The organism is Rhizobium sp. ZX09 (genome assembly GCF_017357485.1).
GTDB classification, from domain to species: Bacteria; Pseudomonadota; Alphaproteobacteria; order Rhizobiales; family Rhizobiaceae; genus Agrobacterium; species Agrobacterium pusense.
The window spans coordinates 1,114,600-1,128,598 of record NZ_CP031364.1 but is presented as its reverse complement, the minus strand read 5'-3'; the positions used below and the strand labels follow the sequence as shown (position 1 = coordinate 1,128,598).

15 protein-coding genes and 1 tRNA gene are annotated in these 13,999 nt (G+C 53.8%); 9 read left to right on the top strand and 7 right to left on the bottom strand.

The genetic code is table 11. From position 1 onward, the window contains the following. Positions 1-120 precede the first annotated feature (120 nt). A tRNA-Gln gene (locus BTN45_RS19890) sits at positions 121-194 on the top strand. A gap of 263 nt (positions 195-457) precedes the next feature. Next, positions 458-1,627 (top strand): SH3 domain-containing protein, encoded by a 1,170-nt coding sequence (locus BTN45_RS19885; RefSeq protein WP_207590697.1) that lies wholly within the window; start codon positions 458-460, stop codon positions 1,625-1,627. Positions 1,628-1,842: 215 nt separating this feature from the next. Here the strand turns inward: BTN45_RS19885 and BTN45_RS19880 are convergent, their stop codons facing one another. Continuing rightward, on the bottom strand, positions 1,843-2,337 hold the full coding sequence (locus BTN45_RS19880) for a BRO family protein (protein WP_207590695.1): 495 nt from the start codon (positions 2,335-2,337) through the stop codon (positions 1,843-1,845). 579 nt (positions 2,338-2,916) lie between these two features. Here BTN45_RS19880 and BTN45_RS19875 point away from each other — a divergent pair. The 6 genes from BTN45_RS19875 to BTN45_RS19845 all read left to right on the top strand — a co-directional run bounded on the left by BTN45_RS19875 (position 2,917) and on the right by BTN45_RS19845 (position 7,407). Then, complete coding sequence (locus BTN45_RS19875) at positions 2,917-3,363, top strand: hypothetical protein (RefSeq protein WP_207590694.1); 447 nt, start codon at positions 2,917-2,919, stop codon at positions 3,361-3,363. A 264-nt stretch (positions 3,364-3,627) separates the two neighbouring features. After that, a complete protein-coding gene (locus BTN45_RS19870) occupies positions 3,628-4,092 on the top strand; it encodes a hypothetical protein (protein ID WP_207590693.1) in 465 nt (154 codons plus the stop codon). Positions 4,093-5,357: 1,265 nt separating this feature from the next. Then, the gene (locus tag BTN45_RS19860) at positions 5,358-5,939 is read left to right on the top strand and encodes a hypothetical protein (RefSeq protein WP_207590691.1); all 582 of its coding nucleotides are present in this window, start codon (positions 5,358-5,360) and stop codon (positions 5,937-5,939) included. 38 nt (positions 5,940-5,977) lie between these two features. Then, on the top strand, positions 5,978-6,277 hold the full coding sequence (locus BTN45_RS19855; protein ID WP_207590690.1) for a hypothetical protein: 300 nt from the start codon (positions 5,978-5,980) through the stop codon (positions 6,275-6,277). Between the two features lie 22 nt (positions 6,278-6,299). Then, positions 6,300-6,728, top strand: coding sequence for a hypothetical protein (locus BTN45_RS19850; RefSeq protein WP_207590689.1), 429 nt, complete (start codon positions 6,300-6,302; stop codon positions 6,726-6,728). Between the two features lie 331 nt (positions 6,729-7,059). Then, positions 7,060-7,407 (top strand): MarR family winged helix-turn-helix transcriptional regulator, encoded by a 348-nt coding sequence (locus tag BTN45_RS19845; protein ID WP_207590687.1) that lies wholly within the window; start codon positions 7,060-7,062, stop codon positions 7,405-7,407. Here BTN45_RS19845 and BTN45_RS19840 read toward each other — a convergent pair. Beyond that, positions 7,404-7,679, bottom strand: a complete 276-nt coding sequence (locus tag BTN45_RS19840) for a hypothetical protein (RefSeq protein WP_207590685.1) — start codon at positions 7,677-7,679, stop codon at positions 7,404-7,406. The genes BTN45_RS19845 and BTN45_RS19840 overlap by 4 nt on opposite strands. A gap of 265 nt (positions 7,680-7,944) precedes the next feature. Between BTN45_RS19840 and BTN45_RS19835 the strand changes: the two genes are divergently transcribed. Continuing rightward, positions 7,945-8,568, top strand: a complete 624-nt coding sequence (locus tag BTN45_RS19835) for a recombinase family protein (RefSeq protein ID WP_207590683.1) — start codon at positions 7,945-7,947, stop codon at positions 8,566-8,568. A 54-nt stretch (positions 8,569-8,622) separates the two neighbouring features. Here BTN45_RS19835 and BTN45_RS19830 read toward each other — a convergent pair whose 3' ends face one another. The 5 genes from BTN45_RS19830 to BTN45_RS19810 form a co-directional block, all read right to left on the bottom strand. Next, the gene (locus tag BTN45_RS19830) at positions 8,623-9,588 is read right to left on the bottom strand and encodes a DUF4238 domain-containing protein (protein ID WP_207590681.1); all 966 of its coding nucleotides are present in this window, start codon (positions 9,586-9,588) and stop codon (positions 8,623-8,625) included. Between the two features lie 217 nt (positions 9,589-9,805). Beyond that, the gene (locus BTN45_RS19825) at positions 9,806-10,945 is read right to left on the bottom strand and encodes a hypothetical protein (protein ID WP_207590679.1); all 1,140 of its coding nucleotides are present in this window, start codon (positions 10,943-10,945) and stop codon (positions 9,806-9,808) included. Next, positions 10,942-11,487, bottom strand: a complete 546-nt coding sequence (locus BTN45_RS19820; protein WP_207590677.1) for a DUF4365 domain-containing protein — start codon at positions 11,485-11,487, stop codon at positions 10,942-10,944. The genes BTN45_RS19825 and BTN45_RS19820 overlap by 4 nt, the downstream gene beginning before the upstream one ends. A gap of 27 nt (positions 11,488-11,514) precedes the next feature. After that, on the bottom strand, positions 11,515-12,933 hold the full coding sequence (locus BTN45_RS19815) for a DUF6538 domain-containing protein (RefSeq protein ID WP_348649834.1): 1,419 nt from the start codon (positions 12,931-12,933) through the stop codon (positions 11,515-11,517). A 209-nt stretch (positions 12,934-13,142) separates the two neighbouring features. Further along, entirely contained in the window at positions 13,143-13,985 is an 843-nt protein-coding gene (locus BTN45_RS19810) for a LysR family transcriptional regulator (RefSeq protein ID WP_044459501.1), read from the bottom strand. Positions 13,986-13,999 lie beyond the last annotated feature (14 nt).

Here is a 13,999-nt window from a genome sequence, read left to right as displayed (position 1 = left end):
CAGAGACGAAAGGCAAAAGCAGGATAAAACGCATTTTTCGATTTTTTCGACTTGCGCCCCGGAATAAATCATCTATATGACGACCCACCAAAGCGAACGCGACAACGCGTTTCAGGCTTTTGGGGAATAGTTCAATGGTAGAACAGCGGACTCTGACTCCGTCGATCTTGGTTCGAATCCAGGTTCCCCAGCCAACCTTTTTTCAGCCAGAAAAAACAGTGATTTAGGCATAGCCGCGTACCTCGGGATGTACCACGTTATGTACCTCAGCGTTTAGGTCTCCACTTAACGCCGAATCGCCATGCTCACACTCTTCACCATCTGCTTTTGAAATGGCCGGTAGAGGTGAATTTTCTCGAACCTAGCGATATCCAAACTCATGAATTTGGGTTTCGCCACTAGCTCAACAGGCAAGGTTGAATATACTGAGCGGGGTATCTTGAGGGTAGTGCAGCACATGAAGACGGCGCCTTGTTTCGCGGCAACTTTTGCGTTCGTTTGTTTCTTGCTGAGCAACCCCGCCTCAGCTCTCACATTTTCTGTCGAGCCCGTGGACGCTGGAAAATCTATCATCCTTGTATCGGGGGTGTTCGAGCCTTCTGAGAATTTCGGCCAATTTTTGCAACTAGCTAAAAGTGTTGGCGACAAAGCAGCGATAGTCAGCTTCAATTCTCCCGGAGGAAACCCGTCTAAAGCGATAGAACTCGGCCGCCTCATCCGAACCCTTGGCCTGCCCACATTTCAATCGCGGGGCCTTGAGTGCGCGTCCGCGTGCGCTCTAGCATTCATGGGCGGCGTAGTAAGGGCGGCAGAAACTGGGTCGATAGGTGTACATAAGTCATCGTTCTCCGACGCTGCCGCCATTTCGGTCGATGACGCAGTGTCATACATTCAGCATCAAACAGCCGAGACCATAAGCTATTTGTCTGAGATGGGAGTCGATCCAGCTCTGCTGCAATTGTCTCTCCGGTACGAAAAAGACGATATGCGCTATCTCTCGAAGAGTGAAATGGCTCAGTATCGCGTCACGAACTTAGATTTGGGCAGCGGAGCGCCTTCTGACCAAAAGTTGGCGGCTGTCGATAAAGGCGACACGCGAGAAAGCAAGGCGCTGCCAAGCTTAAGGATTGCAGACGACGATGCACGTTTTCAAATCCCCTTGGCGAGAAGCGGCCTTCTACGCGTTCCTAAAGGCAAAGAGTTCTTGAGGTCAGGAGAGGATCAATCCTCGGAAAAGCTTTTAGGTTTGCAGAACCGGGACCGCGTAGAGATTTTGTCGGTTGGTGAGCGTTGGTACAGGGTAAGGGCGAAAGGCAAGGAGGGATATCTGCACCACAACTGGGTGAAGGTGGATCAATTTTTGGCCCAGCCCTTTGAGAACCGATACATCCAAATCAAGAGCTTCGACAACTACGCAGAGGCCGCTGCCTTTGTCGCTGCATCTCGCCTCCCTCTAACGGCTTATCTCGCCACGAATAAGTGGTACGCAGTTGCCCTTCAAAAGACCTTACCGCCAGAGAAGGCTTCGGAACTCCTCAAGCAGTTGAAAGAGCAGCAGGCCGTTCCAAATGACGCATTCATGACGGTCGGGAACACGTATGTTAAGAGCGTGTGCTGCGCAGACTAAGTCAACCTCGACAAACAGTGCAGTCGCCGCTTTACCGTCAAGGAAAAGGCCACGGTATCGCTCTACCGTGACCCTTTATCTAACCCTCTAGCAAAGGGGCCTCACAGCCTACGGCGTGGGTTTGTCGAAGATAGATGCTTGCGCTCTATTGTACAAGATGCTCGTTGTGAGCACTGTCATGGACTAGGCTGGAAACTCCATCGATCTAAAACGGATTAGCCCATCGTGCGACGGGCAAAGCCGTCACGGGCCATCTCGAAGTCAGGAGGGGCCTTTCGTTCATCGAACCCAGCCTTCTGTGCGACCGTGACCAGGGTGAACCATACTCCCGAAATTTCGGGACTAAGCTCGGCAGCTTCCTTCTCGGCACGTTGGCGTTCCACCATCCTCTGAAGGATGGCCGGTAGGACCTCACGAGTGACCCAGTGCTTCATTTCCTGAGCATACGGAAGAGTTGAGCCGAAGATCAGGTCGTAGAGGCCAGCCTCAGTCACGAACGTCATTCCCCTGTTGGGGAAACCCTGATCTCTAACCTCGCGTTTCGCTAGGTTTCGAACCTGTGATGGACCAACGTGCCGACGAATTGCATCGGTGGGGTTAGCGTAGCGGAGAGCTGCGCAGGCATCGGAAGCTGCGAAGAGAGCGAGACCATCGATCTCGACTACGCGGATGTTTGACGAGAGATAGTTAAAGGTGGTGAGGCTGTTCATCTTTTTAGACCTGCTAAGCGCCCTCTCAGGGTGCGCGTTCTTGATTTGCTTAGGCGGCGGGCGCTGTCTCAAACAATGGGTTCTCATCATCATGGGGGCAGAAAACGTATCCACACGTCACGCTGATTTTCTGAGTCCTTTCAACCACCTACAGTCAACCTACTTACATGTGAGTTAAATTACTGAAAAATAATGATTTTATTCTATTGACGGCATAATTTCCTTGGAGTCTAAGCGTCATCGTTCTGGCCGGAACAGCGCAAATCAACTCCACTTTCGAGACACCATCACATGAAAATCAAGCTTCCTCTAATCGGCCTTTCCATCGAAATCGTCTGCCGCCTTCCCGGTGCTTTCTACATCTTCACTCCGGACCACGAATTCGCTTGGGGCCGGGAAGATTGGTACGAGTGGCCGTCTGGGAAGTGGAGGCACTGGGTAATCGAGCGTCGGGCGCGGCCTGTTCAAGCGGTAGCGCCAATTGAGAGCGCAACGCCTCCCGCCGCTGTGTGACCACCAACAGCCCCGTTAGCGACCATGCGCGGGGCCTTCTTTCTGCCGTTCATGGGAACATGCACCATGTCTGAAATCCCCCTTCACATCATCGCGGGAGAGCCGCGTATTCTTGACCTCGATCTGGCCTTCGTTCTTGGGATGCGCCGCCCTATCAATATTCGAACCGGCACCGTAAAGTTGCTCGGCAACGTTCTTGCGAATTGCGGCCTTATGCATCGGCACGGCGATGTGTATTATTTCAACGAAGGTCAGGCCCGGGCTATCTGCCATTTCTCGACAGGTCGTAGAGCTGCGATGGCGGACCGGCTGATGGTCGTCACCTTTCGCAAGTATCACCAAGAGACACAGCCTCAGATCGCCGTTGTCGAAGCCCTTAAGCGTGGCCTCGCGCCATTTGATGGACGCATTGTAGCAGGCAGAGAAGCGCTCATCGTTGACGCCTTAAGGTTGAAACTCAGGCAGACGGTTCGGCCGCGCAAGTACCTTTCGAGGCGTAGACGGCAGCGATAAGGCAACTTGGTAAAAGCATTAGATCTAGCTTATATTTGAGAAAAGGTACTCAGAAGCCGTTTTGCACGGAGATAATTTTATTCACTTAGGCCCCTAAGTAAAACTTCAAAGCTGCGCCAGTGCCCTTTTATCCGGCAATTAAGCCCTGTCGATTACCACACCCTAATGTATAAATCGGCGCCGTTCGGATAGACAGCGGCGCTCCCGAGACTCCACCCAAAACTCACCACGAAAGCACGCGCCAAAGTTGCGCGGAGGATTAGCATGTCCAACATAAACTCCGTACTGACCACATACACCGTTGCCCAGAAGGCTGCCCTGTTTGACGAGCTGGTAGCTGGCGGGTGGATTGACCTCGCGGGAGTACACGGGCCAAGCTTCGTTGAGGTTCTAGAGGATGTGGTCACAGCAGTCGCCGCGGAAACAGGATATACGGAAGCGCTGTGGGTAAACCCTGTTACTGGGAAGAAGGCCACGACAATACACCTAGCCTTCATCGCTCTGGCGTTCTGGCACACACGTTTTCACCTTGTCCGCGAAGCCGCAAAGACACTGCCTTCGTACCATGAGCGGACAGACCTCAAAGCGGTCCTCAACGTGTTCGCCCGTCGCTGGCCGTCGCCCTGCATCGACCTCGGCGATGTTGAGGCTTTGGTCCTCTCCACGTCACCCGTAAAGGGCCGCGCGGCTCTAGATAAGTTCAAGGCGTTCCACGGCATCACTCGCTGAGGTAGACACCTGTTTTTTCTCATGCGGTAACGGCCATATATACACGTCCTCACGTTGGCCGGTACTAGCGCCCCGCAAACCATGAAACCGAGAATTTGCGACTTCCCGCCGAGCGGAAGCCGTCAACAGAAAGCCCGCCCAGATGAACGAGACCACCACCCCGACATTCTTCACCTACACAATAGCCAATGCTACCATCCGGTGCGCACTCATTGACGGTCAACGCTGGTTTCCTGTTGCCGATGTCTGTAAGGCGCTTGGCATCCACGACAAGAGGCGCGGATATACGAGGTATGTTCGTCCCGTGAAGCCCCCGCACAAAGCGGTGATCAGGTTTCCACAGCCGAAATGGGGGCGGCCTAGCTTGTCTGTAGTTTCTGAAGCCGGCTTGCACCATTTGCTTTGTCTTCGAGACGGTGAGGCCGCAGCTCCAATCAGGCAGGCGCTTCTACAGGCGTGAACCTCGTTTGCGAGGTTGTGTATAACGGCAATACGCAATCCCAGATTTACACCCGGACTACCACCTCCTTTAGGATAGACCCGAACGGCGGAAGACCAATGAAAGGAAGTAGAGGGTGGATTGATGAAATCAGGATGACCCTACATTTCCTTCATGATGGATGATGCTGGAATGACACCCTCAACCCACCCCCCAAAAAACCTCAGAGACCTTTCTATATATCCTTCAGGTCTCCTTTAATATCCGCGCACAGTCTCTTTAGACACTCAACATCTGAGAGTGCGTTGACCGGCTAATAGCTCGTCTATGTCTCGTGGTCGTGGTGGACCCTAGGCCCTCTTGTCGCCTCGTTGCTGACGGGAGGGCCTTTCTGTTTCTACCGCCCACAAAACCCAGTCTCCACCACACAATGAGAAATATTTATGCACGATAACGACCTTGACCAAGGCGGCAGCGAAGCTACGCCAACTCCCCCCGCGAATGGTCCACACCGCATCAACATCCGGCCCTGCAAACGTGGAATGCGGGGGCAATTTTATACCGTCTCTTATGACGGTGCCACGATTATTCCGGCGACCTTGAACCCGACAGGGGCGGCCTGCCGTCATCTGGCTTCCCTCGGTCTGAATGGCCCGCTTGAGGTTTGGGGTGGTGAGCGGCCATATCCTCGCCTGCTCATTCGCGACCTTGTGAAAGCGGCGGCTATTACAGTTGCCGAAGGAGAAGCGCACGGTCCTCGGTTTGTCCGCTACCGCGAGTGGTGCGGGATTTCTCGGGAGGCCGCGTAGTGTGCGACCCGCTATCGATGATCGGCTTCACTATTGGCGCAGCTTCGCAGGTCGTCAGTTACCAAGGGCAAGCCGCAGCCGCCGAGCAACAGAACCAGCTCTACCGCGACAACGCGGCTAGGGCGAACCAGAATGCCCGTGATCAGATGTTCCAAACGCAACAGCGCATGTTGCAGGAACAGGAGGCAGCAGCCGCCGAGAAAATCGACAACACCCGCGAGGCGAGGGCAGCTAAAGCAACAGCGTCAGCAGCAGCCGGTGAGGCGGGCGTAACCGGCCTGTCGGTCGATGCCCTCCTGAGGGAGTTTGACGGCCGAGCCGCTGAGGCCAACGACCGCATCGACCAAAACACCGAATGGAGCATGACGCAGCTCAACAACGAAATGAAGGGCATCCGCGCCAACACTGAGGACCGCATCAACTCGGTTCAACGAGCCGCTAAGCCGTCCTTCTGGGATGCTGGCTTGAGGATCGCGGGGGCGGGGCTGGATTGGCGAAATACGGCAGCGGAATCGCAGCGCAATAACCGTGTCCTTCCACGTCTCCCAGAGTCATCCTTCAGCAAATTTCTGAGCCGTCCGCTTTGGCGGGTCGGTTGATCACCTCGCGTAACACCATCACAACCAAGAGACAAAAAATGACCTATCCCCGCATTAAAACTCTCACGATTGATTCACATGATGAAAATCCGCCGATGAGATGGCGAATGATCGAACTTGAGGGAAGAGCGCATTATCTGGCTCTGGATGTCTGCCCCTTCTACGGTCTTGAAGCAGACGCTGACGGAGACTTCCGCACCGCACTTGCCGCTGAAGAAATCCCTTTCATTGAAAGCCGCGTTGACAATGTAGGCGAGATCATCGGCCCCGTGGCGCTGATTACCCAGGCCGATCACGAGCGGCTGGCAGCTTCGGCTGTGAAGCGTTTGGCGGCCTAACAATCAATCGACAGGAAAGCTAATGACCTCTTTCGGAGACGCCTTCAAAGCTGCCCGCGCTGCCGGGAAGACGACATTCAAATGGCAGGGAAAGTCCTACCACACGAAAACCAAGGAAGAGATGGAGAAGACCAAGAAGACTTACTCCGCGCCGACACCCGCGCCTCGACCGTCAAGTGAGACCACTTCCACCGCAGAGCTACCAGCCTCAAAGTCCACATCAGCGGCTAAAGCTACGATGTTCCGGCAGGCTGCCGAGTCTTCTTCCAGCTCGCGCATTCCCTCATTGGCGATCTCCGCCCAGCGGGAAGCTGCGAAGGAAGCTCAGACAACCAGCGATAGCCCGGAAAAGAAGCGGTCGCAGGGCTATTCGACCGCTATCGGCCAGCGACAGGCGAAGCCCTATGAGTGGCCTAAGCCAATGCGTTCGCGTGCGTGGGCCAATAAATAGCGGCTTTCTGTTTCGGTGGTTGCGCTCTGGCGGCGTTCTCGGTTTTCGGGTGCTCTTATCCATCCCGACCGAGAACACCGCTCAAAGGGCCTCGCCGCTTCGGAATGCAATCTACTTCCTTCCCGCTGTCGTGTCTCATCGAGTTGTCCAGCATGGCAGCGTGGAGAGGAGGAATGTTTGGTGAAAAAATCTGAGACCCCAAATCAGATATAAGGCACCCGGCATTCCCCCCTCGGCCCCCGGGCTTCAACAAACAGATAAGGCGACTCTTGACCGCGCCGCAGATGGTTGCATTCTAGCCGGAAATTCAACTGAGGGGACTAAGTGCCAGATGGAAATGGCCGATAAAGCAGACGCCTTCAACGTTTTCCAATTGATTGAGACGTTCCGGGAAATACATCCAGAAATGCCCATGCAGATGGCGGGGGTCTTCCTGCTCATTGCAATGAAGCCGGGAATTTCGCAGGCCGAATTATTGCGCTTCATGGATATCAGCCAGTCTGGCATGTCTCGCAATATAGTGGCGCTGACAGCCATCAACCGACACGGCGCTCCCGGTCTTGATTTGGTTGAGCAACTGCCAGCATCACATGATGCCCGCATAACGGTCCTTCAGTTGACCGTGAAGGGGCGCACCTTCCTTGAACGCCTCCTGAGTGTTTGGCGTAGAGGCGACTAGCCGAAGCTGAAGGTGAACTTGCGGCTGCCGATTGATCCCGAACCAGTGCCTCGCGTCCCGGTCGAGACGAAGCTGAATGAACCACTCTGGCCGTTACTGCATGTGAACGTCCCCTCACCATTGCGATGTGTGACGTAGACAAATGTACCCGAGCATTTCAGTCCTTTGTTACTGGTAAGGTCGAGCGTCCCACCGCCATCAACATAGCCGGTTGCCTTGCCTGTAAACGTTTCGTCCCCGCTTTCCGTCTGGCCTTTCAATGGCAGCGTCATTCCGCACCCCGACAAGATCAACGCGCCCAATATCAGCGCATATAGCCGCTTCATTTCGATACCCCCATAAGATGATTTACACCGCAACCTAATCTCATGATTGAGTTGGGTGCTATGATTTAGATTGATTGTCCACTAGCAATCTCTGGTGTCATTTAAGTACACCTCACGGGAACCAAACTTTCAATGGTTCGATAAATTCCTTTGACAACTCAAAACGAACCGATAATAAGAGAACCACTTAAAACGAACTTAGGTGGTTTTCATGCATATCCGCGCATACCTTCGAGCCAGCACCAAGGATCAAAACGCCAGCCGCGCAAAGGACGATTTGCTTCGCTTCGTAGAAGAGCGCGGGCTTAAAATCGCAGCGACCTATCTTGAGAATGAAAGTGGGGCATCGCTTAAGCGCCCCGAGCTTTTCCGGCTGTTGGGTGATTGTCATCCCGGTGACGTATTGCTGGTGGAACAGGTTGACCGCTTGAGCCGCTTGAACGCCGAGGACTGGGATAGGCTAAAGACTGAGATACGAACTCGCCGTGTTAGGGTCGTGGCGCTCGATCTGCCTACCTCGTGGATGCTCGCTGATGGAGACAAAGATGACATTCAAAGCCGTATGCTAGATGCCATAAACGGAATGATGCTCGACATGCTCGCGGCTATTGCCCGTAAAGACTACGAAGACCGTAGACGGCGACAGGCTCAGGGCATCGCTAAGGCGAAAGAAGACGGTCTCTATAGGGGAAGACCCGAAGACACTGAACGCAATGCTGCGATTCGGAAGATGCTGGCTAGCGGCATGAGCTGGAACAGTATTGTGGCCGCTACGGGTTGTTCGCGGTCCACACTGTCTCGGCTTGCAAAAAAATCTTCGCCATCTTCCTTGTAATCTCATCGTCTCTTTGTAATGGCATGTATTATGTTTTTTCGCCCTATCCCCTAATCACCTCACGGAGGCGGTTAGTTGCTCTTGAGTTTCTGGCTCCACGGAAACCCGGGAAAATGCTTCAAGAAACGTAGGATGCCTCTCCCGAAGCAATGCAATCATTCGTTTGACCAATTGCGGAGATCTAGATTGTCCCATTCGGTTCTGAACGAACCGCAATTGCTCGTCATCCGAACCAAACACGTATCTGTGAGCCTGTTCTACAGCAGCTCTATTTGCTAACGCGACCAATTCGTTCGTTTTCATCTGCCGAAGTCTCCTGACGAAAGATACATCAGATGCAGCCACGAACAGGGAACGGGGGCCTACAGGTAGCACTACGTGGCTGTCTACGTGACCGAGAACGCTCGTATAGGTAACTGGTCGGTCAGAAGTAAGCAGATGTCGGTTGCCCTCAAGAGTAAGAATTTCCCACGACATTGCCTCTATCCCACTGAGCAGCTTCTCATGAGATATCATGCGCTTAAGATGGCGAAGCGCACGATTCGGCGACGCTGCCTCAAACGAGGCACTAAGCTCTTCAAACCGATCGTTTTCCTCGTGGTTTCTAGAGGCATCATAGAACGGTCGGAGCAAAGGGGAAATCGAGCGCGCCAATTCTACGACCATCTCCTTACTCAAGCGAACGTCTTCGGGCATTCGGCACATCAAGGAAACGACGAATTTCGCCCAAGCTGTTCTCTGGGATTGTGAAACCTCGCCCCTGCTCAGCATAACCCAAAGCGCGTCAGCAGCTTGGCTGTCGACTGGGGAAAAAAAATCTCTTTCCATCTCATTAGCGAGGTTATCGGGCAGCCCTTCAGCAGCGTACAACCGAGTGATGTACCCGGTAGCCTCGGGATGCTTGCGTCTTGCCTTCACCAGATTGCCATAGGGCTTGCTGTACTCAGTCAACAACCCATTGGAATCGTTTACCCATTGCTTCAGATAAAAAACGGGCAAAAAATGATGTTTCAGAGGCACTTGCATTCTGGCAAGGTAGCAAGGGCTAGAGAAGATGCATAGTGCCAATAGGCTAGGACAACTATTCTTTCTCGTCGAGAGAAACTAATGCTCTCAATAATTATGCTGCTCTAATTCATGAGTCCTCGCGCCCCCTAACCTGACCATCCGAGGCTGCGCACGTTCGCACCATTGAATGGCAAAGGAGGCTTCGCGAATGAAGATGACAGTGTCGAAATCAAAGGCTGCTAACGGCCGAGAGAAGTTCGAAACTTTTTGCATCAGTAAGTGTACGAGGCTGCCTACCTTGCCTCAGAACGCCAGTAACCCGCACATACATCCCCGCTGACATATGAGCTTTATCAGCTTTAACATAGTCCTCAGCATCCAGAACAGTGCGCGCGCGCACGATCTCTCCTTCTGGAAGCAGAAGTGCAAGAACTATCGGCCCCGATCTTCTCCCATCGACGCCCATTTCCCCCTCAAGCCGCTCTACTGTACCAATAAACGAGTCGGCTTCGTCTTTCTCTTGAGCTTTAAGCTCCCTCCGAACATCTTCGACTCGCGAGAAATAATCACGCTGGAATCGTAGTTTCGGTAGATTATGTGTCTTTGGCGCGCCGCGCAGCGATGACCATTCAAATCCGATATCCAGAGAGTTATCGACCTGCTCATCATGCATTCCCAACAGGGCGTCACACAGATTTGATGAAATTAGTGGAGCGTCCGAGCCTTTGAGGTCATCTACTAGGCTTTCGAGCGTGTCACCTTCGATAGCAGTCAACAGTTCCCCGAGAGCTTTTTGCAGAGAAAATGTTACCTTTCTTACGAATGGTGCATCATCGGCATCGAACTCAATCTTAGTTTGCGCGTCCATGGCGTTAACTGGACAGGAGACACTGAGAATGAAACTACCTTCCTCCGTCTGATTAAACCGGGACTTCTCCACAAACTGATTAGCTTCATTGAGGTTTAATCGTGGGTGGTTAGTGCGAGGTATGACAACCGTACACGCTGACGACTTGAGCAGTTTCTCTGTGCTGGCAACGAGTGTTGAAGCAAACGACAGGGGGAGCGACCGGTCATTACCATCGAAGAATATTCGGAAGCGCAGAACGTCGTCACGCATAGTTGCGAGTTGAGACCAAAGAGCCTGCCATTTGGTTGACGTTATATCAGCGAATTTCTCAAGAACTCGACTTAGCGTCTCGTCATAATCCGAAGTAATATCCATCGGAAAAACAAGCTGACGTTCTGGAAACTGAGCACTGGACATCGCATAGAAGCGATGTGCTAATGCTTCCTTGTTAAGTGACCAACCTTTAGCTTTCAGGAAGTCGCGAAGGTCCATTGGCGTCACGACAGGTTTTTCGCTCACGGCACGTTTCCCTTGTAGGTCGGCACGTCAAATCTCGACAGCGAACTCATTAGTTTAGTCAATCCGGCTGGATCAAACTTCTGGAATTGCGGCAAATACACCGTCTGAGAGGTTGCGTTAGATGAAGCAGCCGCACCACGCAGACTTACCCAGTACGCGCAATTTTTTAGTGTCAACGCATCATCCGAGTGAACGAGCCAATCCTCGGAGCTGGCGGGCAAGAAAAGCACCACCAAGATTCGCGGAGTCGCAACGTCAGGTAACCTGAGGTCATTATATCGCGAAATTCCGGCAAAACTATAGGAAAGGCAATTCGTGGCTATCGAAGGCGGCTTAACCGTGGCCTTTAGTTGAACCTTTAAATCGACCTCTTGGAGCACACCACCTTCGAACGGTCCCCAAGCTGTTATCTTCGCGTCGACACCTGCACCATCGTCATGTCTGCCTGCAACCTCGCACCCCATGCCCGCGCTCGCCGCCACGGCATGAACATACGCATAACTCAGTTCTGACTCGACGTTCTGAGAGGTAAGTGGACGCATCGATATTCCTGAATTCAAGCTAAAACGCTAATCGCAAACGTTAAAGGATTTGCTAACTTCGTCCATACTTGCTTCGACGCTCAAGGGCAATTTAACGGCCTCAACGCAGGACTTGAGTTGGCCGATAGTAAGGCCGCCCAAATATACCTTCGCTGCAATGCTTTGGGGCTTCTGACCCACCACCATTTGAACGGCGATCTCCGGTTGACCTGCCTGAAAGGCCTTGGTGATGAACCAGCGACGGAACGAATGGAAATTCACGAGACTACGGCGTTTCCCTTCGACGGCCTCGTGCACGCCGACTTTCTTTCGATAGTAATTAAATGCCTTGACGGCGGGCATGGACCGTTCCTGAATCGTGTCGTCATCGACAGGGGGGCAGTCAGGGAATAGGTCGTGGTCAGCTTCCTTCCCCTCCGTTAGGCGCTCCATCGTTGCCTTCAGAGCGCTATGAATAGGAACTAGGCGGGAGTGATCTTCACGCTTCTGAGCCTTAAAGCGCATATTACCATCACCGGTGATGTCCTTCCGCTTTAAGCTGACGATTGCGTCGATACGCGCACCTGTCAGCGCAGCGATTAGCATGAGGTCTTTGATATATGGTTGGTTAGGTTTGCCGGTTAGGAGCGCTTTTATTTCCTCGTCTGTGAAGGGGCGCTCTTTCTCACCTTCCTTTGGCCTTTCCTTGGGAAGGGACTGACCCGCCCATGGTGATTTGGCTTCATCTACGAAGCCGCGAGCTTCCAGCCACTTCCAGTACTTCGACAGACAGGACAGATATTTGTTGATCGTCCGATTGGTCAGCGGGCGGTCAGTATCAGCGGCAAGATCACTGATGAACTTTCCAGCACGCTTACGGGTAATGGCCTCGATCACGAACGGGACGCTGTTTTCAGCACACCAAGTCTTCAAAAGAGAGATTGCTCGTTCACTGTCCGACTTTGTTCTTGGCTTCCATAGAACCTGAGAATGGAAGGTCTCCAGCGGTTCGCTCACTGGGGTCTCCTTGCCAAGCGCCACCTTCAGGAAGCTAGCTGCCTTGCTCGCCTTATGAGGGTCAAAGACAGGTGTGTCCGTCTCCTCGTCGACGGCGACCTCAGAACCGCGAATGTGTTCAGCGACCTGATAGATGCCCTCCCGCTCCAGCTCGTATTCTTCGGTCCCCTCCTCGTGCGCTTCGAGAATCGCCCGCAAATCGAGCGCCTTGCTCACCAAATCTTGACGAGATGAACCCGTCACATTGGCCCCCACAACGGCAGCAGCAGAAACTTTCCCTGACCGTGCGGCTTCGATCATGGCGAGAAACTCGGCCACCACGGCGTGCTTCCGCCTGCCTGCCTCAGCCTCACTATGAGTGTCTAGTGACCGTTTTAATCTTGTTTTGCCAATGGCCTTTACGAGGTCGCGGGGTACCGGGACAGAAACCCGCCATCCGCCATTGTTCATGCGTTCTAGGTAGTTGGGAAGCTTTACACGCGGCACTGAATGTACCTCAAATTGACCTGCTGAATGTACCGCATCCATATGAAATCAAATTAGTTTTTTCAATATCAAATAGTTGGTTGCGTACCCTCTTAGGGTCCAGGTTCCCCAGCCAACACCTTAACTCCCTTTACATCCTCGATTTTGGTCTCGTAGCAGATATCATTCCGACGCTACTCGCCCGCGGCCGATATCGCGGCGGCGAGCGCCCTGATGGCTGAGGCATGGGCCGGTGTACGCGCGCGGGAAAGAAGCACGATGTCAGAGATTGGCAACGGTGGCAGGCCTAGCTCGGGGCCGCGATCCGGCAAGCCTCGCGCGCTGATCTCGCCGAGGGCTGCGATGCCTGCACCGGCAAGCACTCCTTCCAGAAGCGCAGAACAGCTTCCAGCGGTGAATGCATCGCGCCAGGCGACGCCAGCCTTTCCGAGCTCGGCTATCGCAATATCCCGGACACCACACCCCGCCCCAAGAGAGACAAGCGGAACGGCGCTGTTGGTGCGCGGTCGCCAGTCCGGGGCCACACGCCATCCCAGCCTGTCGGTGCGTAGCACTTCGCCATCGGACCCGCCGCCATTGCGACGGATGATGGCGGCATCGGCCAGTCCGGAAGCGAAGTTTTCCTTCACCTGCCGGGAAAAACCCAAGGTCACATCAATCACAGCATTGGCCGGCAGCGATGCGCGCATTGCTCTTATCGCTGCCGAAAGGCGGGTCCCGATCGCGTGATCGCTGGCCGCCAGTGCAAAGTGCAACGGTGGCTCGTCACTGAAGTTCAGCGCATCCTCATGTTTGGCCAGCAGCTCGCGGGCCTTCGGCAGAAACACCTGCCCATCCTCCGTCAGCCGAAGGTGGCGTGGCGAGCGGTCGATCAACCGTCTGCCGAGACGCTGCTCCAGCATCTTCAGCTTCTGGCTGACGACGGGCTGCACGGTTCCCGCAGCCTCGGCCGCCCTAGTCAGGCTGCCCAGTTCAACGGCGAGAATGAAGAGGCGGACGCTTTCAAGGTCAATCATATAAAATCGCTATG

Coding starts and splice junctions, on each gene's coding strand:
- BTN45_RS19880 (WP_207590695.1), bottom strand. CDS start 2,337: ATGAACAGCCTCACCACCTTTAACTATCTCTCGTCAAACATCCGCGTA.
- BTN45_RS19850 (WP_207590689.1), top strand. CDS start 6,300: ATGACCTCTTTCGGAGACGCCTTCAAAGCTGCCCGCGCTGCCGGGAAG.
- BTN45_RS19860 (WP_207590691.1), top strand. CDS start 5,358: ATGATCGGCTTCACTATTGGCGCAGCTTCGCAGGTCGTCAGTTACCAA.
- BTN45_RS19875 (WP_207590694.1), top strand. CDS start 2,917: ATGTCTGAAATCCCCCTTCACATCATCGCGGGAGAGCCGCGTATTCTT.
- BTN45_RS19845 (WP_207590687.1), top strand. CDS start 7,060: ATGGAAATGGCCGATAAAGCAGACGCCTTCAACGTTTTCCAATTGATT.
- BTN45_RS19815 (WP_348649834.1), bottom strand. CDS start 12,933: ATGAACAATGGCGGATGGCGGGTTTCTGTCCCGGTACCCCGCGACCTC.
- BTN45_RS19835 (WP_207590683.1), top strand. CDS start 7,945: ATGCATATCCGCGCATACCTTCGAGCCAGCACCAAGGATCAAAACGCC.
- BTN45_RS19810 (WP_044459501.1), bottom strand. CDS start 13,985: ATGATTGACCTTGAAAGCGTCCGCCTCTTCATTCTCGCCGTTGAACTG.
- BTN45_RS19870 (WP_207590693.1), top strand. CDS start 3,628: ATGTCCAACATAAACTCCGTACTGACCACATACACCGTTGCCCAGAAG.
- BTN45_RS19840 (WP_207590685.1), bottom strand. CDS start 7,679: ATGACGCTGCCATTGAAAGGCCAGACGGAAAGCGGGGACGAAACGTTT.
- BTN45_RS19855 (WP_207590690.1), top strand. CDS start 5,978: ATGACCTATCCCCGCATTAAAACTCTCACGATTGATTCACATGATGAA.
- BTN45_RS19885 (WP_207590697.1), top strand. CDS start 458: ATGAAGACGGCGCCTTGTTTCGCGGCAACTTTTGCGTTCGTTTGTTTC.
- BTN45_RS19820 (WP_207590677.1), bottom strand. CDS start 11,487: ATGCGTCCACTTACCTCTCAGAACGTCGAGTCAGAACTGAGTTATGCG.